Annotated in this window: 25 protein-coding genes and 1 tRNA gene; 23 read left to right on the plus strand and 3 right to left on the minus strand. The window is 70.8% G+C overall.

The window, feature by feature from the left end; genetic code table 11:
• Position 1 precedes the first annotated feature (1 nt).
• The 7 genes from OB08_RS06615 to serA all read left to right on the plus strand — a co-directional run bounded on the left by OB08_RS06615 (position 2) and on the right by serA (position 6,899).
• Complete coding sequence (locus tag OB08_RS06615) at positions 2-1,804, plus strand: acetolactate synthase large subunit (protein ID WP_461473376.1); 1,803 nt, start codon at positions 2-4, stop codon at positions 1,802-1,804.
• A 3-nt stretch (positions 1,805-1,807) separates the two neighbouring features.
• Complete coding sequence (ilvN, locus tag OB08_RS06620) at positions 1,808-2,317, plus strand: acetolactate synthase small subunit (protein WP_461473378.1); 510 nt, start codon at positions 1,808-1,810, stop codon at positions 2,315-2,317.
• Between the two features lie 60 nt (positions 2,318-2,377).
• A complete protein-coding gene (gene ilvC, locus OB08_RS06625; RefSeq protein WP_461473380.1) occupies positions 2,378-3,403 on the plus strand; it encodes a ketol-acid reductoisomerase in 1,026 nt (341 codons plus the stop codon).
• Between the two features lie 208 nt (positions 3,404-3,611).
• Positions 3,612-4,019: a hypothetical protein gene (locus tag OB08_RS06630; RefSeq protein WP_461473382.1), complete on the plus strand. Its 408-nt coding sequence runs from the start codon at positions 3,612-3,614 to the stop codon at positions 4,017-4,019.
• A gap of 207 nt (positions 4,020-4,226) precedes the next feature.
• Positions 4,227-4,784 (plus strand): DNA polymerase III subunit gamma/tau, encoded by a 558-nt coding sequence (locus tag OB08_RS06635; RefSeq protein ID WP_461473384.1) that lies wholly within the window; start codon positions 4,227-4,229, stop codon positions 4,782-4,784.
• Complete coding sequence (locus OB08_RS06640) at positions 4,781-5,146, plus strand: bacitracin resistance protein (RefSeq protein ID WP_461473386.1); 366 nt, start codon at positions 4,781-4,783, stop codon at positions 5,144-5,146. Before OB08_RS06635 ends, OB08_RS06640 begins: the two co-directional genes overlap by 4 nt.
• A 148-nt stretch (positions 5,147-5,294) precedes the next feature.
• The gene (serA, locus tag OB08_RS06645) at positions 5,295-6,899 is read left to right on the plus strand and encodes a phosphoglycerate dehydrogenase (RefSeq protein ID WP_461473388.1); all 1,605 of its coding nucleotides are present in this window, start codon (positions 5,295-5,297) and stop codon (positions 6,897-6,899) included.
• A gap of 110 nt (positions 6,900-7,009) precedes the next feature.
• On the opposite strand, the gene OB08_RS06650 is transcribed toward serA, so the two are convergent.
• Positions 7,010-7,555, minus strand: coding sequence for a TetR/AcrR family transcriptional regulator (locus OB08_RS06650; protein ID WP_461473390.1), 546 nt, complete (start codon positions 7,553-7,555; stop codon positions 7,010-7,012).
• Between the two features lie 77 nt (positions 7,556-7,632).
• Here OB08_RS06650 and OB08_RS06655 point away from each other — a divergent pair, with 77 nt between their 5' ends.
• The 8 genes from OB08_RS06655 to OB08_RS06690 all read left to right on the plus strand — a co-directional run bounded on the left by OB08_RS06655 (position 7,633) and on the right by OB08_RS06690 (position 16,344).
• Positions 7,633-9,177, plus strand: a complete 1,545-nt coding sequence (locus OB08_RS06655; RefSeq protein ID WP_461473392.1) for an MFS transporter — start codon at positions 7,633-7,635, stop codon at positions 9,175-9,177.
• A 62-nt stretch (positions 9,178-9,239) separates the two neighbouring features.
• Positions 9,240-10,280 (plus strand): 3-isopropylmalate dehydrogenase, encoded by a 1,041-nt coding sequence (locus OB08_RS06660; RefSeq protein WP_461473394.1) that lies wholly within the window; start codon positions 9,240-9,242, stop codon positions 10,278-10,280.
• Positions 10,281-10,341: 61 nt separating this feature from the next.
• Positions 10,342-11,448, plus strand: a complete 1,107-nt coding sequence (locus OB08_RS06665; RefSeq protein WP_461473396.1) for a branched-chain amino acid aminotransferase — start codon at positions 10,342-10,344, stop codon at positions 11,446-11,448.
• A gap of 83 nt (positions 11,449-11,531) precedes the next feature.
• Positions 11,532-12,299: a fumarylacetoacetate hydrolase family protein gene (locus tag OB08_RS06670; protein WP_461473398.1), complete on the plus strand. Its 768-nt coding sequence runs from the start codon at positions 11,532-11,534 to the stop codon at positions 12,297-12,299.
• A complete protein-coding gene (locus OB08_RS06675) occupies positions 12,289-13,569 on the plus strand; it encodes an MFS transporter (protein WP_461473400.1) in 1,281 nt (426 codons plus the stop codon). The genes OB08_RS06670 and OB08_RS06675 overlap by 11 nt, the downstream gene beginning before the upstream one ends.
• Positions 13,570-13,674: 105 nt before the next feature.
• Positions 13,675-14,802: a 3-oxoacyl-[acyl-carrier-protein] synthase III C-terminal domain-containing protein gene (locus OB08_RS06680; RefSeq protein ID WP_461473402.1), complete on the plus strand. Its 1,128-nt coding sequence runs from the start codon at positions 13,675-13,677 to the stop codon at positions 14,800-14,802.
• Between the two features lie 11 nt (positions 14,803-14,813).
• Complete coding sequence (locus OB08_RS06685; protein WP_461473404.1) at positions 14,814-15,491, plus strand: iron-containing redox enzyme family protein; 678 nt, start codon at positions 14,814-14,816, stop codon at positions 15,489-15,491.
• A gap of 1 nt (position 15,492) precedes the next feature.
• Positions 15,493-16,344, plus strand: coding sequence for a DUF6999 family protein (locus tag OB08_RS06690; RefSeq protein ID WP_461473406.1), 852 nt, complete (start codon positions 15,493-15,495; stop codon positions 16,342-16,344).
• 12 nt (positions 16,345-16,356) lie between these two features.
• Here the strand turns inward: OB08_RS06690 and OB08_RS06695 are convergent, their stop codons facing one another.
• Positions 16,357-17,430 (minus strand): aminotransferase class V-fold PLP-dependent enzyme, encoded by a 1,074-nt coding sequence (locus tag OB08_RS06695; protein WP_461473408.1) that lies wholly within the window; start codon positions 17,428-17,430, stop codon positions 16,357-16,359.
• Positions 17,431-17,525: 95 nt separating this feature from the next.
• On the opposite strand from OB08_RS06695, the gene OB08_RS06700 reads away from it, so the two are divergent.
• The 4 genes from OB08_RS06700 (at position 17,526) to OB08_RS06715 (ending at position 21,078) form a co-directional block, all read left to right on the plus strand.
• Complete coding sequence (locus tag OB08_RS06700; RefSeq protein WP_461473410.1) at positions 17,526-18,464, plus strand: LysR family transcriptional regulator; 939 nt, start codon at positions 17,526-17,528, stop codon at positions 18,462-18,464.
• Positions 18,465-18,520: 56 nt separating this feature from the next.
• Positions 18,521-20,035: a glutamate--tRNA ligase gene (gltX, locus tag OB08_RS06705; RefSeq protein ID WP_461473412.1), complete on the plus strand. Its 1,515-nt coding sequence runs from the start codon at positions 18,521-18,523 to the stop codon at positions 20,033-20,035.
• A 75-nt stretch (positions 20,036-20,110) separates the two neighbouring features.
• Positions 20,111-20,185 (plus strand) — tRNA-Gln (locus OB08_RS06710).
• 98 nt (positions 20,186-20,283) lie between these two features.
• Positions 20,284-21,078 (plus strand): hypothetical protein, encoded by a 795-nt coding sequence (locus OB08_RS06715; RefSeq protein WP_461473414.1) that lies wholly within the window; start codon positions 20,284-20,286, stop codon positions 21,076-21,078.
• Here OB08_RS06715 and OB08_RS06720 read toward each other — a convergent pair.
• Positions 21,048-21,977 (minus strand): phosphotransferase, encoded by a 930-nt coding sequence (locus tag OB08_RS06720; protein WP_461473416.1) that lies wholly within the window; start codon positions 21,975-21,977, stop codon positions 21,048-21,050. The two genes, OB08_RS06715 and OB08_RS06720, sit on opposite strands and share 31 nt — an antisense overlap.
• Positions 21,978-22,059: 82 nt before the next feature.
• On the opposite strand from OB08_RS06720, the gene OB08_RS06725 reads away from it, so the two are divergent.
• The 4 genes from OB08_RS06725 (at position 22,060) to OB08_RS06740 (ending at position 26,248) form a co-directional block, all read left to right on the plus strand.
• A complete protein-coding gene (locus OB08_RS06725; RefSeq protein WP_461473418.1) occupies positions 22,060-22,839 on the plus strand; it encodes a DeoR/GlpR family DNA-binding transcription regulator in 780 nt (259 codons plus the stop codon).
• Complete coding sequence (pfkB, locus tag OB08_RS06730) at positions 22,836-23,789, plus strand: 1-phosphofructokinase (RefSeq protein ID WP_461473420.1); 954 nt, start codon at positions 22,836-22,838, stop codon at positions 23,787-23,789. Before OB08_RS06725 ends, pfkB begins: the two co-directional genes overlap by 4 nt.
• A gap of 33 nt (positions 23,790-23,822) precedes the next feature.
• Complete coding sequence (locus OB08_RS06735; RefSeq protein WP_461473422.1) at positions 23,823-25,913, plus strand: PTS fructose transporter subunit IIABC; 2,091 nt, start codon at positions 23,823-23,825, stop codon at positions 25,911-25,913.
• A gap of 65 nt (positions 25,914-25,978) precedes the next feature.
• On the plus strand, positions 25,979-26,248 hold the full coding sequence (locus OB08_RS06740) for an HPr family phosphocarrier protein (protein ID WP_461473424.1): 270 nt from the start codon (positions 25,979-25,981) through the stop codon (positions 26,246-26,248).
• Positions 26,249-26,255: the final 7 nt, after the last annotated feature.

The following is a 26,255-nucleotide window of genomic DNA, read 5'->3' on the forward strand; positions in this document are numbered from 1 at the left end:
CATGCCCGCCGAAACCGCTGCGGCCGTTCCACGGCCACCCGCTCGCACCGCCACTGCGCCCGTGCTCACGGGCGCTCAGGCGGTCGTCCGCTCGCTCGAGCTGCTCGGCGTCACCGACGTCTTCGGGCTGCCGGGCGGCGCGATCCTTCCTGTGTACGACCCGCTCATGGACTCGAGCGACCTCCGCCACATCCTCGTGCGCCACGAGCAGGGCGCCGGTCACGCCGCCGAGGGCTACGCCGCGGCGTCGAACAAGGTCGGCGTCGCGATCGCGACGTCCGGCCCCGGCGCGACCAACCTCGTCACGGCGATCGCCGACGCCTACATGGACTCGGTGCCGATCGTCTGCATCACCGGTCAGGTCTTCTCGAACCTCATGGGGACGGATGCCTTCCAGGAGGCCGACATCGTCGGCATCACGATGCCCATCACGAAGCACTCCTTCCTCGTCAAGGACGCCGCTGAGATCCCCGGCGCGATCGCCGCCGCGTTCGAGATCGCCGGCACCGGCCGTCCCGGCCCGGTGCTCGTGGACATCACGAAGGACGCGCAGCAGGCGGAGGTGCCCTTCGTGTGGCCGCCGCGCATCGACCTGCCCGGCTACCGCCCCGTGACCAAGGCGCACGGCAAGCAGATCCAGGCGGCCGCGCAGCTCATCGCCGAGGCGAAGAAGCCCGTGCTGTACGTCGGCGGCGGCGTGATCCGCGCCCAGGCGTCGGCCGAGCTGCTGACCCTCGCCGAGACCACCGGCGCTCCGGTCGTCACGACGCTCATGGCGCGCGGGGCGTTCCCCGACTCGCACGAGCAGCACCTGGGCATGCCGGGCATGCACGGCACGGTGCCGGCCGTCCTCGCGCTCCAGGAGGCCGACCTGCTCGTCTCGCTCGGCGCGCGGTTCGACGACCGTGTGACAGGCAAGGCGGCGCTGTTCGCCCCCAACGCGCAGATCGTGCACGTCGACATCGACCCGGCCGAGATCTCCAAGATCCGCACGGCCGACGTGCCGATCGTCGGCGACTTGAAAGAGGTGCTGGTCGACCTCGACGTCGCGTTCCGCGCGGCGGCGGAGGGTGCCGAGCCGGACATCGCGGAGTGGTGGTCGTTCCTCGACGGCCTGCGCGACGAGTTCCCGCTCGGCTACGCGCCGACGACCGACGGGCTCCTCGCCCCGCAGTACGTCATCCAGCGCATCGGCGAGCTCACCGGCCCGGAGGGCGTGTACGCCGCGGGTGTCGGACAGCACCAGATGTGGGCGGCCCAGTTCATCAAGTACGAGCGGCCGAACGCGTGGCTCAACTCCGGCGGCGCCGGCACGATGGGCTACTCGGTGCCGGCGGCCATGGGCGCCAAGGTCGCCGAACCCGACCGCCACGTGTGGGCGATCGACGGCGACGGCTGCTTCCAGATGACCAACCAGGAACTGGCGACCTGCGCGATCAACAACATCCCGATCAAGGTCGCGATCATCAACAACTCGTCGCTCGGCATGGTGCGCCAGTGGCAGACGCTGTTCTACGACGGCCGGTACTCGCACACCGACCTCAACACCGGGCACGACACGATCCGCATCCCCGACTTCGTGAAGCTCGCGGAGGCCTACGGCTGCCTCGCGATCCGCGTCGAGAAGGAGGACGACGTGGATGCCGCGATCCGGACCGCCCTCGAGACGAACGACCGCCCGGTGGTGATCGACTTCGTGGTGAGCGCCGACGCGATGGTGTGGCCGATGGTGCCGCAGGGCGTCAGCAACAGCTACGTCCAGTACGCCCGCGACCACGCGCCCGCCTTCGAGCAGGAGGACTGAGCCATGACCACGCACGTGCTGAGCCTCCTCGTCGAGGACAAGCCGGGTCTGCTGACCCGCGTCGCCGGACTGTTCGCGCGCCGCGGCTTCAACATCAACTCCCTCGCCGTGGGCGTGACCGAGGTGCCGGGTCTCTCGCGCATCACGGTCGTCGTCGACGTCGACGAGCTGCCGCTCGAGCAGGTGACCAAGCAGCTCAACAAGCTCGTCAACGTCATCAAGATCGTCGAGCTCGACCCGACCGCCTCGGTCCAGCGCGAGCACATGCTCGTGAAGGTGCGCGCCGACAACCAGACGCGGTCCAACGTGCTCGAGGTCGTGAACCTCTTCCGCGCGTCGATCGTCGACTACGCCACCGACGCGCTCGTCGTCGAGGTGACGGGCGACAAGGGCAAGGTCGAGGCCTTCCTCCGCGCGCTCGAGCCGTTCGGCATCAAGGAGCTCGCCCAGTCGGGACTCCTCGCCATCGGCCGCGGCGGCAAGAGCATCACCGAGCGCGTGCTGCGCGGCTGAGCCGCGGCATCCGCTCTCTTCAGACCATCACGAACCAGATACACAAGGAGACACACCCCCATGGCTGAACTCTTCTACGACGCCGACGCCGATCTGTCGCTCATCCAGAGCAAGAAGGTCGCGATCGTCGGCTACGGCTCGCAGGGCCACGCCCACGCGCAGAACCTCCGCGACTCGGGCGTCGAGGTCGTCATCGCGCTCAAGGAGGGCTCCAAGTCCACCGAGAAGGCCAAGGACGAGGGCTTCGAGGTCAAGACCGTCGCCGATGCGGCCGAGTGGGCCGACGTCATCATGATCCTCGCGCCCGACCAGCACCAGCGCGGCATCTTCAACGACTCGATCAAGGACAAGCTCGCGCCGGGCAAGACCCTCGCATTCGCGCACGGATTCAACATCCGCTTCGGCTACATCGAGGCTCCCGAGGGTGTCGACGTCATCCTCGTCGCCCCGAAGGCTCCGGGCCACACCGTGCGCCGCGAGTACGTCGCGGGACGCGGCATCCCCGACATCATCGCCGTCGAGCAGGATGCCTCGGGCACCGCATGGGACCTCGCGAAGTCGTACGCCAAGGCTATCGGCGGCACGCGCGCGGGCGTCATCAAGACGACCTTCACCGAGGAGACCGAGACCGATCTCTTCGGCGAGCAGGCGGTGCTGTGCGGCGGTGTCTCGCAGCTCGTCCAGTACGGCTTCGAGACCCTCACCGAGGCGGGCTACCAGCCGCAGATCGCCTACTTCGAGGTGCTGCACGAGCTCAAGCTCATCGTCGACCTCATGTGGGAGGGCGGCATCGCCAAGCAGCGCTGGTCGGTCTCCGACACCGCCGAGTACGGCGACTACGTCTCCGGCCCGCGCGTCATCGACCCGCACGTCAAGGAGAACATGCAGGCCGTGCTCGCCGACATCCAGTCGGGCGCGTTCGCGAAGCGCTTCATCGACGACCAGGACAACGGCGCGGCCGAGTTCCTGGAGCTGCGCGCCAAGGGCGCCGAGCACCCCATCGAGGAGGTCGGCAAGGACCTCCGCGGCCTGTTCGCCTGGAAGCAGCAGGACGAGGACTACGTCGAGGGATCGGCAGCGCGCTGATCTGATCTTCGAGGGATCGTGCCGTTCTCGGATCGAGGCGGCGCGATCCCTCGACTTCCGTGCGTCCGGTTGCGGAGCCACGGTACGGGCCGCTCCCCACAAGGGGGCGGCCCTTTCTCGTCCGGTGCTCCGTATCACGTCCGAACCCTGAGCGCTCCTTTCCATCAGAAGCCGGAAGCCCGTCCGGCGGAGGTAAAGGAGCCCCCAAATGAACACCATCACGCGCGGAAGCGGCCGGAGGGCCGCCCTCACCGCAGCCGCCCTCGCGGTCGTCGCCCTCGGACTGGCGGGATGCCAGGCCGCTGCCGTCGATCGGACCACCGAGGACTCGGCGTCGATCGCGCAGCAGGTCGCGCGCTCGTCCGCCGCCTCTCAGGCCCGGTACGAGGGCCTCGCCGATCACTACGCGCAGCACGCACAAGGGCCCGACGTGAACCGCGAGGTCGCGCCGCTGCGCATCGTGCCGGATCGGCTCGAGCAGGCGATGCCGCAGCCGCGGGAGGTGACGCAGCTGCGCGTCCTGGCCGACCGTCTCGATCCGCAGCCGACACCCGACGACGTCGGCACGGAGCAGACGCCGCGCATCGTCCCCGACCGGCTGGTGGGGATGGAGTGACGGCTCTCCAGCGATGGGCGCCGATGGGGCACGGCGACTCCGCGGAACGGATGCTGAGGCTCCCGTGGACATCCACGGGAGCCTCAGCATTCGTGCCGGGTGCGATCGGCCCGTTCACGGGGCGCACGTGTCGCGACGCTCGCCCATCCCGCTCAGATGGGCGGTCCGCTGGGACTCCGTGAGAGCGCGCCCCGCTACGCTGAGCACATGCCCGCCGGACGCGACGACGATGCCCTGACGTGGGACGGTGACGACGATCCGACGCTCGACGTCGGGGTCGCCGACGCCGCTGCCGACACCGATCCCGACGCGACCGCGGCGACCGGCACAGCGGCACTCCCGGAGGGCTGGAACGCCGTCGGCCGGGGGAGCGACACGGTGGCGACCCCTGCGCGCGCGGACGAGCCCGCCCCCGCCCCCGCCGACGACGAGTCGCCGCCGCGGGCTGCCGCACCGGCGGAACGGGCCCCCATGGGCAACGCCGAGCTCATCACCCTGGGCGTCCTGGGCGGGTTCTCGGTGCTCTACGCGGTCGGCTGGCTGATCGGCGCGCTCCGCCTGCAGGGTACGGCCGAGTTCCTGGTGGCCCCCGTGGCCTACCAGGTCAGCCTCTGGCTCGCAGCGCTGGCGCCCCTCGTGTGGTTCGCCACGGTCGTCCTGCTCACGACGCGCTCGAAGCCGTGGGTGCGGTTCCTGTGGCTCATCGGAGGCGTGCTGCTCCTCGTGCCATGGCCGTTCATCATGGTGGGGGTGATCGGGCGATGAGCGATTCCGTGACGGATGCCGCGGCCGACGCGCCCGTGAACCAGCGGCGCACCCCGACCTGGGTCGTCGTCACGATCTCGGTGGTCTTCGGGCTCTTCTACGCCTACGCGCTGTGGAACGCGCTCGCCTTCCTCGTCGCGCAGGCGGGCGGACCGCTGGGCCTCAACGGCTACGGCTGGTTCGTGCTGCTGCTGGCGGTCGTCTTCCCGCTCGTCGCCTTCGCCGTCGCGTTCGCGCTCGGGTGGCGGCGGACCGCGTGGCAGTTCGCCCTCCTGCTGTTCGCCGGACTGTGCGTCGTCGCGGTGTTCTGGCTCAACGTCGTCGCGTACGCCGCGGTCTACGGGGCGTCGCTGCTCGGCTGACGCGGTTTGTCACACGGTCGGCGGCCTCCGGCGGCCCGCGATAGGCTGGCAGAGGCCTCGCCCCCGCCGGCGTGCGGCGCGGCATCCGCGCTGCCCTGCTGTGACGGACGGCCCCTGCCCTTCGCGCACCGCCCCTAAGGAACCATCCGTGACGAAGCCCGTCGTGCTCATCGCCGAAGAACTCTCTCCCGCCACGATCGACGCCCTGGGTCCCGACTTCGACGTGCGCAGCGTCGACGGCACCGACCGCCCGGCGCTCCTCTCGGCACTGGCCGACGCGCATGCGGTGCTGATCCGCTCGGCCACGAAGATCGACGCCGAGGCGATCGCCGCCGCGCCCGTGCTCAAGGTCGTCGCCCGCGCCGGCGTCGGACTCGACAACGTCGACATCAAGACCGCCACCACGGCGGGCGTCATGGTCGTCAACGCCCCGACGTCGAACATCATCTCGGCGGCCGAGCTCACCGTCGGCCACATCCTGAGCCTCGCGCGCCGCATCCCCGCCGCGCACGCCTCGCTCGCGCAGGGGCAGTGGAAGCGCAGCTCGTACACGGGCACCGAGCTCTTCGAGAAGACCGTCGGCATCATCGGCCTCGGCCGGATCGGCGCGCTCATCGCCGCGCGCCTGCAGGGCTTCGACATGAAGGTCGTCGCGTACGACCCCTACGTCACGAGCGCCCGCGCCCAGCAGCTCGGCGTGCAGCTGCTGAGCCTCGACGAGCTGCTCGAGCAGAGCGACTTCGTCACGATCCACATGCCGAAGACCCCCGAGACGACCGGCATGATCGGCGCCGAGCAGTTCAAGATCATGAAGCCGAGCGCGTTCGTCGTGAACGTCGCGCGCGGCGGCCTCATCGACGAGGAGGCGCTGCACGCAGCGCTCACCGCGGGCGAGATCGCCGGTGCGGGCCTCGATGTCTTCACGAGCGAGCCCCCCGCCGAGGGCGGCACCGCCCGTCCGCTGCTCGACCTGCCGAACGTCGTCGTCACGCCCCACCTCGGTGCATCGACCGAGGAGGCGCAGGAGAAGGCGGGCGTCTCGGTCGCCCGCTCGGTGCGCCTCGCGCTCGGCGGCGAGCTCGTGCCCGACGCGGTGAACGTCGCGGGCGGAGTCATCGACCCGTACGTGCGTCCCGGCATCCCGCTCGTCGAGAAGCTCGGCCAGATCTTCGCCGCGCTCGCGCACTCGCCTCTCACGTCGCTCGACGTCGAAGTGCACGGCGAGCTCAACGACTACGACGTGAGCGTGCTCAAGCTCGCGGCGCTCAAGGGCGTCTTCACCAACATCGTCAGCGAGACGGTCTCGTACGTGAACGCGCCCCTGCTCGCCGAGCAGCGCGGCGTCGAGGTGCGCCTCCTCGTCGACGACGACAGCCCCGAGTACCGCAACATCATCACCCTGCGCGGCGCCCTGTCCGACGGCTCGCAGCTGTCGGTGTCGGGAACGCTGACCGGCACGAAGCAGATCGAGAAGCTCGTCGGCATCAACGACTACGCGATCGAGCTGCCGATCGAGAAGCACCACGTCGTGATGGTCTACACCGACCGGCCCGGAATCGTGGCCGTCTACGGCCAGAAGTTCGGCGAGGCCGGCATCAACATCGCCGGCATGCAGATCGCGCGCCGCGAGGCCGGCGGCCAGGCGCTCTCGGTGCTGACGGTCGACTCGCCGGTGCCCGACGCGCTCCTCGACGAGGTGCAGTCCGCGATCCACGCCGACCTGTTCCGTCAGATCGAGATCACCGAGTCCTGAGGGCTCGGCCGGGAACCGGCATCCGCTTCTGGTGCACTTTCCTGCGAGTGCTGCGCCGATCGTCGCAGCGGCCGCAGGAACCAGCAGCGGTCGCGAGCGTCGCGTCTCCTTCAGCGCCGCGTGGCGGTCTCGACCATCGCGATGAGCGCGTCGAGCGCGGCTCCGCGGGGGACGGGGCCCGGGATCGAGCCGCCCGACAGCGCGTTGTTGAAGTACAGGCCGTCGCTCACGAGCATCACCAGGTCGAGCCCGACCTCGTCGCGTGTGTGCGGGCGCAGCGCGCCGGCCCACTGCTCCCGCACGTCGCGCAGGGCGTCGCTGGCCGAGGCGTCCCCGCCCTGAGCCAGGCGCGAGGTCGCGAGGATCGCGCGGTCGATCGGGTCGTTCGCCATGACCGACGAGCGCAGGAAGTAGGCGATCGGGCCCTCGGGGGCGGCGGCCATCACGGCCACGTCCTCGGCGACGAGCGTGCGCAGCCGCTCGATGATCGCGGCTTCGAGGGACTCCTTCGTGCCGAAGTGGTAGAGCAGGCCGCCTTTAGAGACGCCCGCGGCTCGGGCCGTGGCATCCATCGTCGCCGCTCGTTCGCCGTCGGTCATGAGGATCTGCTCGAAAGCGTCGAGCACCTTCTCGCGTGCGAGCGGGGGACGACTCATGCGCTCGATCGTATCGACAGGGGAGTGCGCACCCTGTTACTGTACCGGCTAGACGGTATAGAAACTGGAGAGTCACCATGACCACCGCGACAGCGACGACACCACGCACCGACGCCGGGCTCCGCGTCGGCTGGCGCGGCTGGCTGGCGCTCGTGGTGCTCATGCTCCCGGTGCTCCTGGTGTCCGTCGACAACACGGTGCTGAGCTTCGCCCTGCCCGCGATCGCGCTCGATCTCGCGCCGACCAGCGCCCAGCAGCTCTGGATCATCGACGCCTACCCGCTCGTGCTCGCGAGCCTTCTCGTGACGATGGGCGTGCTGGGGGACCGGTTCGGACGGCGACGGATGCTGCTCATCGGCGCCACCGGCTTCGGCGTGGTCTCCGCGCTCGCGGCCTTCGCCCCGACGGCAGCCCTGCTCATCGCCGCGCGCGCGGGCATGGGCGTCTTCGGCGCCATGCTGATGCCCTCGACGCTGTCGCTCCTGCGCTCGGTGTTCACGAACCGCGACCAGCGCCGTCTCGCGATCGCCATCTGGGCCGCGGGATTCTCGGCCGGTGCCGCGCTGGGGCCGGTCGTCGGAGGCGTCCTGCTCGAGCACTTCTCGTGGGGCTCGGTGTTCCTCATGGCCGTGCCGGTCCTCGTGCCGCTCCTGGTCTTCGTGCCGCTGCTCGTGCCCGAGTCGCGCGACCCGAACCCCGGCCGCATCGACCCGTTGAGCATCGGGCTGTCGCTCGCGGCGCTCGTGCCGATCGTCTACGCGATCAAGGAGCTCGCCGTGCACGGGCTCGCGAGCCCGGCCCCCGCCCTGTTCCTGGTCGGCGTGGTGTTCGCGGCGCTGTTCGTGCGCCGGCAGCTGCGCCTCGAGACGCCGATGCTCGACATGGCGCTGTTCCGGCGCGGTTCTTTCAGCGGCGCGATCCTGGTCAACCTGCTGAGTGTGATCGCGCTCGTCGAGTTTCTCTTCTTCGTGGCGCAGCACCTGCAGCTCATCGCGGGCCTGTCGCCCCTTCAGGCCGGGCTCGCCCTCGTACCCGGCCTCGCCGCCATGATCGCGGCGGGCCTGCTGGTCGTGCCGCTCGCGAAGCGCTTCTCGTCACGCGTGATCGTGCCGGCCGGGCTGGCCGTCTCGGTGCTCGCGTACGTGACCATCGCGGCGACCGCGCACAACGGCGAGGTGTGGGTGCTGACGCTCGCGTTCGCGGCTCTGGGCATCGGCATAGGGATGGCCGAGACGGTGTCCAACGAGCTCATCCTCTCGAGCGCACCGCCGGAGAAGGCCGGCGCGGCCAGCGCCGTCTCCGAGACCGCCTACGAGCTCGGCGCGGTCCTGGGCACCGCCGTGCTCGGTGGCCTCCTCACGGCTCTGTACCGCGGCAACCTCGTGCTGCCGGACGGCCTGCCGCCAGAGGCGGCCGAAGCCGCGCGGGAGACGCTCGCGGGCGCCGTCGCAGCGGGCGGGTCGCTCGATCCGCTGCTGGCCCAGGAGCTGCGGGATGCCGCGTCCCACGCGTTCGACGCCGGGGTCGGCGTCACCGCGCTCATCGGCGCCGGACTCATCGTCGTCGCCGGGGTGATCGCGGCCACTACCCTGGAGAGAACCGCGTCCGCGTCCGAGCACTGAGCCCGGGTGCCCGCCGGGCGCCAGCGAGGGGAGCAGTGTCGCGCGTGCAGGAGTCAGGTGTCGTGAAGCTGGCCGTCATCCCGGGTGACGGCATCGGTCCCGAGGTGATCGCCGAGGCGGAGAAGGTGCTCGACGCCGTGACGGCGGGGAGCGGCATCCGGTTCGAGAAGACGCGCTTCTCACTCGGCGCCGCGCGCTTCCTCGAGACCGGCGACACCTTGGCCGACGCCGACCTCGACGCGATCAAGGAGCATCACGCGATCCTGCTCGGCGCCGTCGGCGGAGTGCCCGGCGACCCTCGACTCAAGGACGCGAACATCGAACGGGGGCTGCTGCTGAAGCTCCGGTTCGAGCTCGACCACTACGTCAACCTGCGGCCGTCGAAGCTGTACCCGGGCGTGCCGGGACCGCTCGCCGCTCCGGGCGACATCGACTTCGTCGTCGTGCGCGAGGGCACCGAGGGCCCGTATGTGGGCAACGGCGGATCGATCAGGCGGGGCACTCCGCACGAGGTCGCGAACGAGACGTCGGTCAACACCGCCTTCGGCGTCGAGCGAGTCGTGCGCTACGCGTTCGCCCTCGCCGAGCGCCGCTCGAAGAGGGTGACGCTCGTGCACAAGACCAACGTGCTCGTGCACGCGGGCGGCATCTGGAAGCGCGTCGTCGACGCGGTGGCGGCAGAGCACCCCGACGTGGCCGTAGACTACCTGCACGTCGACGCGGCAACCATCTTCCTGGTCACGAACCCGGGCCGATTCGACGTGATCGTCACCGACAACCTCTTCGGCGACATCCTCACGGACCTGGCCGGCGCCGTCACCGGTGGCATCGGTCTCGCCGCATCGGGCAACATCAACCCCGACGGCGCGTTCCCCTCGATGTTCGAGCCCGTGCACGGTTCGGCGCCCGACATCGCAGGTCAGCAGAAGGCCGACCCCACGGCCGCGATCCTGTCCACCGCTCTGCTGCTCGATCACCTCGGGCTGCGGGCGGAGTCCGACGCCGTCACCCGCGCGGTCGAGGCGGACATCGCCGAGCGGGGCACGGCCGCACGCACCACGGCGCAGATCGGCGACGCCATCGCCGCCCGCCTCCAGGCGTAACCTGGAACCGGCAGCGCCACCACAACGCAGCGGAACGCTCCGCAGGAAAGCACAGGCCGTCATGACGCTCATCGACAACGATCCCGACACCGGACTCGCCCCCCTCGAGTTCACCGTCAACCGCAACCTGCAGGCGAAGTCCGCCGAGCAGCGTGCAGAGATCCTCGCGAACCCCGGCTTCGGCACCAGCTTCACCGATCACATGGTCGACATCTGCTGGTCGGTCGGCGGGGGCTGGCACCGCCCGCGCGTGCAGCCGTACGGCCCGCTCTCGCTCGACCCGGCCGCCGCCGTGCTGCACTACGGCCAGGAGATCTTCGAGGGCATCAAGGCCTACCGTCACGCCGACGGCTCGGTGCACACCTTCCGCCCCGACCAGAACGGACGCCGTCTGCAGCGTTCGGCGCGCCGACTGGCGCTGCCCGAGCTTCCGGTGTCGTACTTCATCCAGTCGCTGCGCGAGCTGATCGCCGTCGACGGCGACTGGGTGCCCTCGGGCGCCGACCAGAGCCTGTATCTGCGGCCCTTCATGTTCGCCAAGGAGGCGTTCCTCGGCGTCCGCCCCGCGCACAAGGTCGGCTACTACGTCATCGCCTCGCCCGCAGGCGCGTACTTCAAGGGCGGCGTGAAGCCGGTGTCGATCTGGCTCAGCGAGGACTACGCCCGCGCGGGCAAGGGCGGCACGGGCGCCGCGAAGACCGGCGGCAACTACGCCGCGTCGCTCCTCCCGCAGTCGGAGGCCTACGAGAACGAGTGCGACCAGGTCGTGTTCCTCGATCAGGACCGCAACGTCGAGGAGCTCGGCGGCATGAACGTCGTCTTCGTCTACAAGGACGGCACGATCGTCACCCCGCAGTCCGAGTCCATCCTCGAGGGCATCACGCGCGACTCGATCCTCCAGCTCGCCCAGGACCGGGGCCACAAGGTCGAGGGCCGCGCAGTCTCGTTCGACGAGTGGCGCCAGGGCGTGGCATCCGGCGACATCGTCGAGGTGTTCGCGTGCGGCACGGCCGCCGTGGTGACCCCCATCGGCCTGCTCAAGGGCAAGGACTTCGTCGACGAGCAGCCGATCGGCGAGCTCGCCCTGTCGCTGCGGGAGGAGCTCACCGACATCCAGTACGGCCGTCGCGAGGACAGGCACGGCTGGCTCGTGCGCCTCGACGGCTGAGCTGATCGCGACGAATCCCCGCGGAGCGATCCGCGGGGCTTCGTCGCGTGTCGCGTGTCGAGCCCGGTGGCTAGGCTGAGCGGGTGAGGATCGCGCGCTTCAGTCACAACGACGCCATAAGATTCGGGATCGTCGACGAGGGCGAGCTCGTCGTCCTCGCGGGCGACCCCATGTTCGCGGGCTACGAGACGACGGGGGAGCGCGTGCCGCTCGCCGACGTGGCGCTGCTCGCCCCGGTCATCCCGCGCTCGAAGGTCGTGTGCGTGGGGCGCAACTACCGCGACCACGCCGCCGAACTCGGCAACGAGGTGCCCGCAGCCCCCATGCTGTTCTTCAAGCCCAACACCTCGGTGGTCGGCCCCGGAGACGCCGTGGTGCTTCCGAAGGGCTCGGACTTCATCAGCTTCGAGGGCGAGCTCGCGGCCGTCATCGGCCGCATCGCGAAGAACGTCCCGGCCGAGAACGCGCTCGATCACGTCTTCGGCTACACGATCGCCAACGATCTCACGGCACGCGACTGGCAGAAGTCCGACGGGCAGTGGGCTCGGGCGAAGGGCTTCGACACGTCATGCCCGCTGGGGCCGGCGATCGAGACCGACTTCGACGTCGACGGCTCCGCGGTGATCACCACGCGTCTCAACGGGGAGGTGCGCCAGCAGGGCCCCCTCTCCGACATGATCTTCTCGCTCGCCGAGGTGATCGAATTCGCGTCGGCCGCCTTCACGCTCCTGCCGGGCGACGTGATCCTCACCGGCACTCCGGCCGGCGTCGGGCAGATCGTCGCCGGCGACACCGTCGAGGTCGAGATCACCGGACTCGGCTCCCTGCGCAACACCGCCCGTGACGCGTAGCGAAGAGACCGGCGAGTCCGCGGGCGCCGCGGACCTCACGCCCGCGTCCGTCGCCGCCGTCCAGCGCCGCACCGTGTGGGTGCTGTCGATCGGGCAGGTCCTCGGCGGCCTCGCCTTCGGTGCGACCGTCTCGCTCGGTGCCGTGCTCGCCGCCCAGATCTCCGGCGACGAGGCGTTCTCCGGGCTCGCCGCCGCCGGCGTGACACTCGGCACCGCCGCCGTGGCCGTGCCCCTCGCCGCTTTCGCGAGCAGGCGGGGCCGGCGCCCGTCGCTCGCGCTGGGCATGGCCATCGCACTCGTCGGCGTCGTGCTCGTGGTGCTCGCTGCGGCGCTCGCGCTGTTCCCGCTGCTGCTGCTCGCCTTCGCGCTCGTCGGCGCCGGGCAGGCGGCGAACCTGCAGACGCGGTTCGCCGCGGCCGACCTGGCGACCGACACCACACGCGGCCGCGACCTGTCGGTCGTCGTCTGGGCCACCACGATCGGCGCCGTCCTCGGCCCCAACCTCACCGGCCCGGGCGAGGTGCTCGGCCAAGCGGTCGGCATGCCGCCACTCACCGGTCCGTACCTGATCACGGTGGTCGCGCAGCTGCTCGCCATCGCGCTCTACCTCGTCGCATTGCGGCCGGATCCGCTGTTGCTGGCGTACCGGGTGGTCGCTGCGGCGAAAGACGCCGTCGGCACCGCGATCTCGAAGCCCGACCAGCCGATCGTCGCGCGCTATGCGATCTTCGCCGTCGCCGCAGCCCACGGCGTCATGGTGTCGGTCATGGCGATGACGCCCGTCCACCTGCTGCACCACGGCGCGTCGCTGTCGATCATCGGGCTGACGATCAGTCTGCACATCGCCGGCATGTTCGCCCTCTCGCCGGTGTTCGGCATCCTGGCCGACCGGCTCGGCCGCATCCCGACGATCATGATCGGGCAGGGTCTGCTCGCGGCGTCCCTCGTGACCGCCTCCTTCGGGCAGGAGTCCACCGTCTCGGTGACGATCGCGCTCGTGCTGCTCGGCCTCGGATGGAGCGCGACGACGGTGTCGGGCTCGACGCTCCTGACGGAGGCCTCTTCGGAGTCGCAGCGCACGCGGCGCCAGGGTCTCAGCGACCTGATCATGAGCCTGGTCGGCGCGACCGGCGCGATCCTGGCAGGCGTCGTGCTCGCGTGGATCGGCTACGGCGGGCTGGCCCTGACCGTCGGGGTCGCGGTGATCGCGACCGTGCTGCTTGCGCCGTTCGGGCGGCGCGCACGGGCGGCGGCGACCGAGCCCGCGTAGTCCGCAGCCGCCGCTCCGGCGCCATATGCGCGGCACGGCATGAAGTTTTGTGCGTTGCCCACAAGGTTCCGCGGCGCGGCGTGACGGATGCTCTACCGTCGCTCCATGGGCACCACGGCGTCTGCATATCTCACCGGCTTCGGGGCGTACCTTCCGGGCGATCCGATCGGCAACGACGAGATCGTCTCGCGGCTCGGCGGAGACGATGCCGTGACCGAGCGCATCCGCCGCCGCGTGCTCGACGCCAACGGCATCCGGCTGCGTCACTACGCCCTCGACGACAACGGCGACCCCACGGAGCTGAACGAGGAGCTCGCCGTCAAGGCGCTGCGCGCGGCGCTCGACGACCGGGGTATCGATGCCGGAGATCTGCGGATGCTCGCCACCGCGACGACGATGGGCGACGTGCTCGTCCCGGGGTTCGCGTCGATGGTGCACGGTCGCCTCGGCGGGGGGCCGATGCAGCTGCTCTCCGCCTCGGGCGTCTGCGCGTCGAGTCTGGCCGCGCTCGACGCAGCGGTGAGCAAGGTCAAGCTCGGCGACCATCCGCGCGTCGCCGTCGTCGGCTCGGAGCTGCCGAGCCGCAGCCTCCGCCAGAGCCGCTTCGACGGCATCCGCGCCGGCATGGACTCGCACTTCCTGCGATGGATGCTGTCGGACGGCGCGGGCGCCGTCGTCGTCGAGTTCCAGCCTCACCCCACGCGGTCGTCGCTGCGCGTGGACTGGGTGCGCCATGTCTCGCTTGCACACGAGCACGACGTCTGCATGCGAGCAGGCATGGACGGGATCGATCCGGTGGTCGGCAGCACATGGCAGGACGTCGACGTCGACGACGCCGAGGCCGCCGGCATGTTCGTGCTCCGCCAGGACGTGAGCGTCCTCGACGATCTCGCCGGCGCGGGCCTGGCGCAGTTCGAGGAGCTCGTCGACATCGGGCTCGTCGATGTGCACCACCTCGACCACGTGCTCTGCCACTACAGCACGAATCTGTTCCGGGATCTCGCCTTCGAAGGTCTGCGCAAGCGCATCCCGACGCTCGACACGTCGCGCTGGTTCTCCAATCTCGAGACCCGCGGCAACACAGGCGCCGCGAGCATCTTCATCGCCCTCGAGGAGGCGTGGCGCTCCGGACGCTTCGCGCCGGGCGACACGATCCTCCTCGCCGTCCCCGAATCGGGCAGGTTCTCCTTCGCCTTCGCCCACCTGACCGTGGTCGCCCCGACCCGCACCTGAGGAGCACAGAAATGACGACCGAGACCCTGGCCCCGTCCGACACCCTCGCCGACCGTCTCACCGCGGTGTGGGACGAGTTCGAGGAGCACCTCGCACGGGTGCCGATCCTGCAGCGTCTCGCCGAGGGCACCGTCACGATCGACGACTACCGGCGGCTCCTGTTCAATCTGCGTCAGCAGGTCGTCGACGGCTCGCCGTGGATCTCGCGGGCCGCCGCGAGCTTCGACGTCGATCACTTCGAGCTGCGCTCGGCGGCGATCCGTCATGCCGAGGAGGAGCATCGCGACTACCTCATGATCGAACGCGACTACGTGGCGTTCGGCGGGACGCTCGCCGAGCTCCGTGCAGGGCGGAAGAACATCGGATCCGAGGCACTGTCGGGCTACATGTTCCACTACGCCGACCGACCGAACCCGGTGGGGCTGCTGGGCGCGATGTTCATCATCGAGGGCCTCGGCGCCCGGCGTGCGGCGGGTTGGGCGAGCAGGTTCCAGGAGGTGCTCGGACTGGCCGACAACCAGGTGCACTTCATGACCTACCACCAGGATGCCGACGCCGAGCACACCGGCAACCTCGAGGCCATCCTGCAGTCCGGCGCCATCGACGCCGAGGGCGCTGACGAGATCGTCCGCTGTGCGCAGGTGGTCGCCCGGCTCTACGCGCTGCAGCTCACGGAACTGGACCGCTGACGTGCCGGAGTTCGTGCGCTCGGACCCCAGCATGTGGGAGGCGGTGTACGCCGACCCCTCGATCCCGCTCGACCGGGCCCTCGTCCGGCAGATCATCCAAGATCAGCGTCGACTCTCACGGCGCTGGCTCTATCCGGTGGCGAGGGTGTTCTCCCGGGTCATCGTCGCCCTCGTGTCGATCGTGAAGCGCGTCCTGCCGTTCCGCTGGATGCCGCTGTCGACGATGGACCGGCTGTGCGTGTGGTTCCTGCGCCACTTCGTCTCGCCGGACGCCGTCGACCTCCTCATCCGGCACTTCGTCGTCGAGACGAACCTGGTGAACTTCATCATCCGCAACACCTCGATCGACATGGAGCCGGTCACGCTCCGTCCCGAGACGCTCGCGGGACTCGGCGACAACGCCGTGGTCGAGCACGACGTGAACGTCTACGACCTGCTCATCGCCCTCGACCCGGTCCCGCTCACTCCTCCGGAGACGCTCGACTTCACGCAGCTCGACATCCCGCCACTCGACGCGGAGCGTCAGCGCCGGAGGCTGCTCCGGCTCGACATCCAGACCGCGCTCTGCTTCATGAACATCCCGTTCTCCATCGCCCTCACCGTCGAGGATTACCGGCGCGCCGTGCATTCCATCCGGTTCGACGACTCGTTCCTCGAAATCCTCGCCCTCGTGTGCGACGACGACACCTTCCGTCACTGGAAGGTGGGCGGACTGAGCTTGTGGATGGACTCGAACGTCGACGTGCCGCAGATGGTCTACCGCCACGCGCTGGTGTGCGAGTACGCGCATGCGCGCCTCGTGATGCTCGCCGGCGGCGCGTATCCGCGGCAGACGGCGACGGAGTTCGACTGAGGGATCGCCGCCTCAGCGACCGAGGGCGCCCAGAGCCGCGGCGACGTCGCGCTCGTCGTTGAACACGTGGAAGGCGACGCGAGCCCGGCCTGCGCGGCCCGAGGCGACGATGCCGGCGGCGGTGAGCGCGGCGAGGTCGCAGCCGTCGTGGTCCGCCCATGTCACGATCGCGCTCTCGCGCGCGGGCGCCGGCAGGCCCATGCCCTCTCGGAACCGCCGTGCGAGCCCCGTGGTGTGGGCGAGCAGTTCGGCGGGATCGAGGGAGGCGAAGAGCGCCAGTGCCGGCTCAGCGCCCACGAACGCCTGCCAGGGCGGCGACACGTCGTACCTGGTGGCGTCGTCCGCCAGATCGACGTCGCGTCCATAACACGAGGTCCAGGGGTCTGGCCCGGCGTACCACCCCGCGAACAGTGCCGGCATCGCGGCCTGGAGATCGTGCGACACCGTGAGGAACGAGACTCCACGGGGTGCGCACAGCCACTTGTAGGCGTGACAGATGAGCGCATCGAAGCGGGATGCCTCGACCGGCAGCCACCCGATCGCCTGCGTGGCGTCGCACAGGGTGCGGGCGCCGTGGGCTGCGGAGGCCGCGACGATGGCGTCGGCGTCGGCGACCTCGCCGGTCGCGGACTGCACCAGAGAGAACACGACGAGTGCGGTCGCAGGCCCGACGGCTCCGGCCAGCCGATCGAGCGGCGCGGTGCGCACGCGCAGGTCGCGGTCGGCGTGCACGAACGGGAGCACGATCGACGAGAAGTCGCCGTCCGCGATGAGGACCTCGGATCCGCGGGGGAGCGACGCGGCGACGAGCGCCGCTGCGACGGACGCCTGCGAGCCGATCGCCACCCGGTCGGGCGTCGTGCCGACCATCGTGGCGAAGAGGCCGCGACTGCGCTCCACGGTGGCCGAGTACGCCATGGGGTCGGGGTGGCCGGCGGCCGCCGCATCGAGGTCGGCGATGATCGCGGCGTGAGCGGATCGCGTGGGGAGACCGACCGTGCACGCGGCCAGGTAGCCGAGGCCACCGGCGAACTCCTGCTGCGCGTCGGCGATCGTCCGGTGAGCGGGAGCAGCGGTGAGGGGCATGACTCCAGGGTGACGCCGCCCGCTGGTATTCGTCTACCGCAGGTGTTGCATGCGATGCATGACGAAGAGTTATCTTCACGCCTATGCTATGGAGCATGAGCGTCTTCGACGATCCCGACATCGATGCGTCCGCCCTGCGCGTGGTCAAGGCGATCGCCGACGAGGGCTCCATCACCGGGGCCGCCACCGCGCTCGGCTACAGCCAGCCGGCGATCAGCCAGCAGCTGAAGCGGCTCGAGCTCCGGCTGGGGGTTCCCCTCGTCGAGCGCGTCGGACGCAGCGTGCGGCTCACCGAGGCAGGACGCATCCTCGCGCGGCACGCGCCCGCGGTGACGACGGCGCTGGACGCCGCGGCCGGCGAGCTCGCCGAGTTGCGCGGTCTTCGCCAGGGCCGCGTGCGACTGGTGGGGTTCCCGTCCGCGTCGCCCACGGTGGTCCCGCGTCTCCTCGCCGAGCTCGAGGCCCAGCACGCCGGAGTGGTCGTCACGTACCTCGAGGCCGAGCCTCCGGAGGCCGTCGAGGCCGTGCGTGAGGACCGCGCCGACATCGCTCTCACTTTCAGCTACCCGGGCGACAGGGAGGACCCGCACGGCCCGAGCGCCCGCGGACTCTCGGTGCGGACGGTCGGCACCGACGACCTGCTCGCCGTCCTCCCGGTCGGGCACGCCGCGGCGACGGGAGAGTCGGTCGACGTCGCCGCCCTGGCCGAGGAGAAGTGGATCGCCGGATGCCCGCGATGCCGCGGCCATCTGCTGGAGCTGTGCGCCCGCGCGGGCTTCGACCCGCACATCGCCTTCGAGACCGACAACTTCGTCGCCGTCGAGGGCCTGGTCTCGCAGGGGATCGGCGTGGCCACCCTGCCGCGCATGGCCGTGGCATCCTTCCCCCAGCTGCCCGGCGTCGTGACGCTGCCCCTTCCACCCGCCGAGGCGCGGACGATCCACGTCGTCACGGCGCACGGGGCAGACCGCGTGCCGGCGATCCGACTCGCCCTCGCGGCGATCGTGCGCCTGCTCGACTCCACCAGCGCGTGAGCAGGGTCGCGCCTCGCAACGGTCGGCGCGGATCCGGCTGACTAAACTCGAGGGCGATGTCTTCTTCACCCGATCCTCGCACCACCACCGCGACCGGCGCCGACGTCCGCGTCCGCTTCTGCCCGTCGCCGACCGGCCTCCCGCACGTGGGTCTCATCCGCACGGTGCTCTTCAACTGGGCGTACGCGCGCCACAACGGCGGCAAGCTGGTCTTCCGCATCGAAGACACCGACGCGGCTCGCGACAGCGAGGAGAGCTACCAGCAGCTGCTCGACGCGCTGCGCTGGCTGAAGATCGACTGGGACGAAGGCGTCGAGGTCGGCGGACCGCACGCACCGTATCGTCAGTCCCAGCGTCACGATCTCTACCGCGAGGTGCTCGACAAGCTCGTCGCGATCGGGGCGGTGTACGAGAGCTATTCGACAGCCGAAGAGATCGACGCCCGCAATGAGGCGAACGGCCGGGCGAAGCAGCTCGGGTACGACAATTTCGACCGCGACCTGACCGACGAGCAGAGGGCCGCGTTCCGCGCCGAGGGCCGCGAGCCCGCGTGGCGCCTGCGCGTGCCCGACGAGGACCTCACGTACGTCGACCTGATCCGCGGCGAGGTCACCTTCCCCGCAGGCTCATTCCCCGACTTCGTGCTCGTGCGGGCCGGCGGCGTGCCGTTGTACCCGTTCGTGAACCCGGTCGACGATGCGCTCATGGGAATCACGCACGTGATCCGCGGCGAAGACCTCATGCCGTCGACCGCCCGCCAGCTCGCGCTCTATCGCGCGCTCGTCGACGCCGGGGTCACGACCTTCATCCCGCGCTTCGCGCACATGCCGCTCGTGCTCGGCGAGGTGGGCAACAAGAAGCTGTCCAAGCGCGACCCGAAGGCGGATCTCTTCCTGCAGCGCGAGAAGGGCTTCATCCATGAGGGGCTGCTCAACTACCTCTCGCTCCTCGGGTGGTCGATCGGCCCCGACCGCGACGTCTTCTCGCTCGACGAGCTCGTCGCCGAGTTCGACATCGTCGACGTGAACCCGAACCCCGCGCGCTTCGACCAGAAGAAGGCCGAATCCATCAACGGCGATCACATCCGGATGCTGGAACCTGCCGACTTCGCGGGCCGCCTCGTCCCGTACATCGCCGCGGCCGGGCTGGTGTCCGAGCCGCCGACGCTCGAGCAGCAGCGCATCATCGACGCCGCAGCGCCTCTCGTGCACGAGCGCATGCAGCTCCTCGGCGAGGCGCCCGGGCTGCTCGGCTTCCTGCTGCGTGACGAGGTCGCCTACGACGAGGATGCCCTGTCGAGCCTTCCGGCGAACGCGGGCGAGGTGCTCGTCGCATCGGTCGGCGCCCTCGAGCTCGTGTCCGAGGGTGAGTTCACCGCCGCCGCCGTTCAGGAAGCGCTCTCGGGGGCGCTCATCGACGGCCTCGGCCTGAAGCCGCGCATCGCCTACGGCCCGCTGCGCGTCGCGCTGAGCGGCCGCCGCGTATCGCCGCCGCTGTTCGAGTCGATGGAGCTGCTCGGGAAGCCTGAGTCGATCCGGCGTCTGGGACTGCTGCTCGAGCATCAGGGCTGATCGGCCGCGCTCGGTTTGGTTCACGTGCCGCGGTCGTCTAGACTTGATCTTCGGCACGACTCCGGTCGAACGCCTTGGGGTATGGTGTAATTGGCAACACGGCTGATTCTGGTTCAGTTGTTCTTGGTTCGAGTCCAGGTACCCCAGCCAAACGAGAAAACCCCCGCTGAGCGGGGGTTTTTCGTTTGTGTGGTCGGCGTTCCCCATCCGACGACCCGCGTCAGGCGCGCCGGCGGGATAATGGCCCGATGGACGCGCCATCGCTGTCGCCGGCCCGCTCGCGCGAACTCGCCGACCTGCGCAAGCGCGCGTACGGACCGGATGCCGACATCCAGCGCGATCCGGTCGCCCAGGCGCGCCTGCACGAGCTCGAGGCGCTGGCACGCTCGACGGCCGAGGCGGCACCGGCGGCCGAGGCCGATGCGCGGCCGACGACACCCGTGCCGGATGCCGAGGCGACGGCATCCGTCGCCGCTCGAGAGGAGGAGGCGACCGACGACCCCGCCGAGGCGGCGCCGGCCGCCGCGCAGGTCGCGGATCCTGCCGCCCCCGCACGCCGGCGATGGTGGCAGCGCGTGCCGCTCTGGAGCGTCACCGCGCTCGTCGGCATCGCCGCGGGCGTCGCGATCGGGGTGGCTTGGCCGACCGACTCAGAGCCGCCGCCGGACCTCGTCCTCGACGTCGAACCGGCGGGAGCCGAACGGGGCGCCGGCTTCACCGAGAATCTCAACTACTGGGGTGTCGACCCCGGGAGCGTCGTGCCGCACGAGGCGTTCGACACGATCCAGGTCTGGACGGCGAGGGCTGTCGACGACGCGCGCTGCGTGCTGCTCTCGCACGAGGGCGGTTTCCTCGGCGCCACGTGCAGCGGCGCCGGGCTCGACCCCGTCCTCGACTTCACGGTCTACGACGGCATGTCGGTCGAACTCGACTCCGAGCTGCCCGTCGGCACGGTCATCCGATTCGTCGGACGCGACGGCCGCGTCGCGGTATGGGTGAGCGTCCCGGGAGGTCAGCGTGGCGACGCGGCGCCGATGACCTGATCGGCGGACGCGGTCCCGAGCGCGGCGTAGTCGGGGTTGTCGTCGCTGTGTGCGAGGAGGATCACGGCGACGGCCGCCGCCCAGGCGTGAGCGCGCGTCCAGGTGTCGGCGTCGTACCTGTCGCCGGCGGCCTCGATGAACGCCGACCGCCCGTGATGGTCGAAGGCGAGCCACGCCACCGCCAGGTCGTACGCCGGGTCGCCGGCCGTGACGTCGCCGAAGTCGATGATCCCCGCGAGCGCCCCGCCGGCGTCCACGAGGTTGCCGGGATGCAGGTCGCCGTGGATCCAGACCGGCGGTGCCGACCACGCGGGCGCCTCGAGGCCCGCTGACCAGGTCGCGGCCAGGCGATCGGCGACGCCCGCGTCCACGGCACCGGTGCGCCTCAGTGCACGCAGGCGCTCGTCGAACGCGGCCGCGCGCATGCTGAGGGGCACCCCGCGCACCGGGTTCACCGGATGCTCGCGCGGCGCCTCCACGTGCAGGGCCCGGAGGGCGGCCGCGAGCGCCGGCACCCAGGGGGTGCGCTCCGCGCGCGGGACATCCATGCCGCGCGTCCCTTCGATCCACGGCACGACCGACCACCCCCACGGATACCCGGCGTCGGGCACGCCGCACACCAGGGGGAGCGGAACCCTGACGCCTGTCGCCTCCATCCGCGGGGCGAGCAGGGGCAGACTCTCCTGCTCGTGAAGTACAAGGGGTGCCGCGAGCGCGCGACGCGGGAGGCGCACCGCCCAGTGGCCGCCGAGGCGCCACACTTCGCTGTCCCAGCCTTCGGCGACCTTGCGGAGCGGCAGGGAGGCGGCGTCGGCGATGCGACCCGCGCCTTGCGCGACGACGAGTCGGCGCACCAGCCTCTCGTCGATGAGGACCTCGGCTGCGGGCTTGTCGGGCATGGTTCCGACCCTAGCGATGCGGACAGTCTTGTTTTGTGTTGGAGCGTGTTGTACTGTGTGGGAATCCGAAGGAGGGTCGCAGATGTACGCAACGGAGCGCCAAGGGCAGATCGAGCGGATGCTGCTGCTCGACGGGCGGGTGAGTGTCGTCGACCTCGCCGGGCGCTTCGACGTGACGACCGAGACGGTGCGTCGCGACCTCGGCCTGCTCGAGAGCGCGGGCGTCCTGCGGCGGGTCCACGGCGGTGCGGTGCCCGTCGACCGGGGGAGCACGGCGGAGTCCCCGTTGACCGAGCGGCTCCAGCACCACAGCGCGGCGAAGTCCGCGATCGCCCAGCGCGCGATCGAGGCGATCAGCGACGGCTTCCGCGGATCGGTGTACTTCGACGCCGGAACGACCACCGCTGCGGTCGCGAGCCGTCTGGGTGCGCGCCTCACCGCCGGTCCGGTCGAGGTGGTCACGCATGCCCTCACCCTCGCCCATTCGCTCGCGGCGATCCCGGACGCGGCGCTGACTCTCGTCGGGGGGCGGGTGCGCGGCATCACCGGGGCCGCCGTCGGGGCCGACACGGTGCGTGCGATCGAGGGCATGCGTCCCGACATCGCCTTCCTGGGCACCAACGGCGTCTCCGCCGGCTTCGGGCTCAGTACGCCCGACCCCGACGAGGCCGCCGTCAAGCGCGCGATCGTGCGCGCGGCACGACGCGTCGTCGTGGTGGCCGACGCCGACAAGCTCGGTCGGGAGCTGCTGATCGGCTTCGCCTCGCTCGCCGACGTCGATGTCCTCGTCACCGACGCGGACCCCGGCCCCGAGCTTTCGGCGGCGCTCGCGGAAGCCGACGTGGAGGTGTGGCGCGCATGATCGTCACCCTCACCGCCAACCCCTCGCTCGATCGCACGATCGTCCTGGACCGGCCGCTCCGCCCCGGCGACGTGCAGTCGGCCTCATCCTCGCGCGAGGATGCAGGGGGCAAGGGCATCAACGTCGCCCGCGTCGTCGCTGCCGCCGGCCTCGACACGCTCGCCGTGCTGCCGCTCGCCGAGGACGACCCCTTCGACGCCACCCTCAGGGCCGCAGCCCTCGACGCGCGGCGGGTGCCGGTCGGTGGGCGCGTCCGCGCGAATCTCACCATCACCGATCCGTCGGGCGTCACCACGAAGCTGAACCTTCCCGGCGCCGAGCTGTCCGGGGCCGATTCCGCCGCCGTCATCCGTGCGGTGGTCGAGGCTTCGGCGGGCGCGCGCTGGCTGGTGCTGGCGGGATCGCTGCCGCCGGGCGCCGGCGCCGACTTCTACGTCGAGGTGATCGCGGCGGTGCGCGACGCGCTCGGCGACCGGGCCCCGCTCATCGCCGTCGACACGTCCGGCCCGGCCCTCGCGGCCGTCGTCGATGCCGGCCGGCCGGATCTGATCAAGCCGAACGACGACGAGCTCGCCGAGCTCGCCGGGCGTGCGCTGCCCGCCGGCGACCTCGCCGCAGCGGTGGTCGAGGTGGCCCGCGGGCTCGTGCCTGAGCGCGTCGGCGCCGCGCTCGTGACGCTCGGCGCGCAGGGCGCTGTCCTGGTCACCGCGGACGGCGCGTGGTCGGCGACTCCACCCGCGATCCGCGTCGTGAGCACCGTCGGCGCCGGCGACAGCTCGCTGGCCGGCTACGTCATCGCCGACCAGGGCGGTGCCGGCCCCGACGAGCGGCTGCGCACGGCCGTCCGGTACGGGTCGGCCGCGGCATCCCTCCCCGGCACCCAGGCCCCGACGCCCGCCGACCTGCCTGCAGGCGATGTGGTCGTCCACAGAATCTCGCCGCACGTCTGATCCGTTCCCTGAACCGACCTATTGGAGGTCACCGTGTCCCAGACCATCACTCCGGACCTCGTCAGCCTCGACGTCGGTCTCGGCGCCGACAAGTCCGAGGTCATCCGCTCGCTCGCCGCGCGCGTGGTCGCGCAGGGTCGCGCGACGGACGCCGACGCGCTCTACGCCGACGCGTGGGCGCGCGAGCAGAAGGATGAGACAGGCCTCCCCGGCGGCATCGCGATCCCTCATGCCAAGAGCGCCGCCGTCACCGAGCCGTCCCTCGCCTTCGCTCGCCTGGCCCCCGGCGTCGACTTCGGCGCTCCCGACGGCCCCGCCGACCTGGTGTTCCTCATCGCTGCGCCTGAAGGCGCGGCCGAGGCCCACCTCGCCGTGCTCTCGAAGCTCGCCCGCAGCCTCATGCAGGACGACTTCACGAGCAGTCTCCGCGCAGCCGCCACGAATGACGACGTCGTCGCGATCGTGCGCCAGGCGATCGGCGAAGCGGATGCCTCGTCCCCGGCCCCCGCCGCGACGAGCGCGGCCGCGCCCGCGCCCGCGACCGCCGCCTCGACGGCCCCCGCGACGCCCGGCGACCTCACGGTCGACGGCCGACCCGCCCGCATCGTGGCCGTCACGGCGTGCGCCACCGGGATCGCCCACACGTTCATGGCGGCCGACGCCCTCACCGCCGCCGGCACGGTGACCGGTATCGACCTCGCTGTCGAGCCGCAGGGGTCGAGCGGCTACCAGGCGCTGCCCCGCGATGTGATCGACCGGGCCGACGCCGTGATCTTCGCCACCGACGTCGACGTGCGCGAGCTCCAGCGCTTCGCCGGCAAGCCCGTCGTGCGCTCGGGCGTGAAGCGCGGCATCGAGCAGCCGCGCGAGCTCATCGCCGAGGCCGTCGCCGCGGCCAACAATCCGCACGCGACCAGGGTGACCGGGACCGCGACCGACTCGACGGCGACAGCGGCCGGTGAGTCGCTCTCGTGGGGCGCGCGCATCCAGCGCATCCTTCTCACGGGCGTGAGCTACATGATCCCCTTCGTCGCGGGCGGCGGTCTGCTGATCGCGCTCGGCTTCGCGCTCGGCGGGTACGAGATCACGGCCGACGCGTCCAAGATCATCACGCAGAACTCGCTGTGGGATCTCCCGACCGAGAACATCACCTCGCCGTTCGGCCCCCTGGGTCAGTATCTCGGTGCGGTGTTCTTCATGATCGGTGCGACCTCGATGGGCTTCCTCGTCTCGGCGCTGGCCGGCTACATCGCCTTCGCGATCGCCGATCGCCCGGGGATCGCTCCCGGCTTCGTGGCCGGTGCGGTCGCGGTGCTCATGAACGCGGGCTTCATCGGCGGCATCGTCGGCGGTCTGCTCGCCGGCGTCGTCGCATGGTGGCTGGGTCGACTGCCTGCCCCGCGCTGGCTGCGCGGCCTCATGCCGGTCGTGATCATCCCGCTCATCGGCTCGATCGTCGCGTCCGGTCTCCTCGTCCTCTTCCTCGGCCGGCCCATCGCGACGCTCATGGTCTGGCTCACCGACTGGCTCAACAGCCTGACCGAGTCGGGCGCCTCCGCGGTCGCCCTCGGCGTGATCCTGGGCCTCATGATGTGCTTCGACCTGGGTGGGCCGGTCAACAAGGTCGCCTACTCGTTCGCTGTCGCGGGTCTCGCCGCCGGATCGGTCGAGAACCCCGCGCCGCTGTACATCATGGGTGCCGTCATGGCGTCGGGCATGGTGCCGCCGCTCGCGATGGCGCTCGCCTCCACCGTCATCGCGCGCCGGATCTTCACGCCGGTGGAACGTGAGAACGGCAAGGCGGCCTGGCTGCTCGGCGCATCGTTCATCTCGGAGGGTGCGATCCCGTTCGCGGCGGCCGACCCGCTGCGTGTGATCCCGGCCTCGATGGTCGGCGGCGCGGTCACCGGCGCGCTGTGCATGGTCTTCCAGGTGGCGTCGTACGCGCCCCACGGCGGGATCTTCGTGCTCTTCGCCATCAATCCGATCTGGGGCTTCCTCGTCGCGATCGCGGCGGGCGTCCTGGTGAGCGGCTTCCTGGTCGTCCTCTTCAAGCGCTTCATCGCGCCGAAGGAGCTGGCCGCCGCCGAGGCGAACCTCGACGCGGCCGCTGTCCCCGCCTGACCATTCCCTCGGCGGCGCACATGCGAAATGCTGGAGCACGCCGTCTCGACGAAAGGACACCACTCATGGCAGAACGCCAGGCCACCATCGCGAGCAGCTCCGGGCTGCACGCCCGCCCCGCGAAGCTGTTCGTGCAGGCCGTGCAGGAGAAGAGCGTGCCCGTCACCATCGCCGTCGACGGGGGGCCGGACCTCAACGCGGGCAGCATCCTGTCCCTCATGGGGCTCGGTGCCTCGCATGGTACGGTCGTGACACTCAAGGCCGAAGGGGACGGCGCAGAGCAGGCCCTCGACGAGCTCGTCGAACTGCTCGAGACCGATCTCGACGCTTCGTAGACGGGGG

Source organism: Microbacterium sp. HJ5, from assembly GCF_054824025.1.

Excerpts from the sequence above, each read along its gene's own strand:
- OB08_RS06615 (WP_461473376.1), top strand. The coding sequence starts at position 2 with ATGCCCGCCGAAACCGCTGCGGCCGTTCCACGGCCACCCGCTCGCACC.
- ilvN (WP_461473378.1), top strand. The coding sequence starts at position 1,808 with ATGACCACGCACGTGCTGAGCCTCCTCGTCGAGGACAAGCCGGGTCTG.
- ilvC (WP_461473380.1), top strand. The coding sequence starts at position 2,378 with ATGGCTGAACTCTTCTACGACGCCGACGCCGATCTGTCGCTCATCCAG.
- OB08_RS06630 (WP_461473382.1), top strand. The coding sequence starts at position 3,612 with ATGAACACCATCACGCGCGGAAGCGGCCGGAGGGCCGCCCTCACCGCA.
- OB08_RS06635 (WP_461473384.1), top strand. The coding sequence starts at position 4,227 with ATGCCCGCCGGACGCGACGACGATGCCCTGACGTGGGACGGTGACGAC.
- OB08_RS06640 (WP_461473386.1), top strand. The coding sequence starts at position 4,781 with ATGAGCGATTCCGTGACGGATGCCGCGGCCGACGCGCCCGTGAACCAG.
- OB08_RS06650 (WP_461473390.1), bottom strand. The coding sequence starts at position 7,555 with ATGAGTCGTCCCCCGCTCGCACGCGAGAAGGTGCTCGACGCTTTCGAG.
- OB08_RS06655 (WP_461473392.1), top strand. The coding sequence starts at position 7,633 with ATGACCACCGCGACAGCGACGACACCACGCACCGACGCCGGGCTCCGC.
- OB08_RS06665 (WP_461473396.1), top strand. The coding sequence starts at position 10,342 with ATGACGCTCATCGACAACGATCCCGACACCGGACTCGCCCCCCTCGAG.
- OB08_RS06680 (WP_461473402.1), top strand. The coding sequence starts at position 13,675 with ATGGGCACCACGGCGTCTGCATATCTCACCGGCTTCGGGGCGTACCTT.
- OB08_RS06685 (WP_461473404.1), top strand. The coding sequence starts at position 14,814 with ATGACGACCGAGACCCTGGCCCCGTCCGACACCCTCGCCGACCGTCTC.
- OB08_RS06695 (WP_461473408.1), bottom strand. The coding sequence starts at position 17,430 with ATGCCCCTCACCGCTGCTCCCGCTCACCGGACGATCGCCGACGCGCAG.
- OB08_RS06700 (WP_461473410.1), top strand. The coding sequence starts at position 17,526 with ATGAGCGTCTTCGACGATCCCGACATCGATGCGTCCGCCCTGCGCGTG.
- gltX (WP_461473412.1), top strand. The coding sequence starts at position 18,521 with ATGTCTTCTTCACCCGATCCTCGCACCACCACCGCGACCGGCGCCGAC.
- OB08_RS06715 (WP_461473414.1), top strand. The coding sequence starts at position 20,284 with ATGGACGCGCCATCGCTGTCGCCGGCCCGCTCGCGCGAACTCGCCGAC.
- OB08_RS06720 (WP_461473416.1), bottom strand. The coding sequence starts at position 21,977 with ATGCCCGACAAGCCCGCAGCCGAGGTCCTCATCGACGAGAGGCTGGTG.
- OB08_RS06725 (WP_461473418.1), top strand. The coding sequence starts at position 22,060 with ATGTACGCAACGGAGCGCCAAGGGCAGATCGAGCGGATGCTGCTGCTC.
- pfkB (WP_461473420.1), top strand. The coding sequence starts at position 22,836 with ATGATCGTCACCCTCACCGCCAACCCCTCGCTCGATCGCACGATCGTC.
- OB08_RS06740 (WP_461473424.1), top strand. The coding sequence starts at position 25,979 with ATGGCAGAACGCCAGGCCACCATCGCGAGCAGCTCCGGGCTGCACGCC.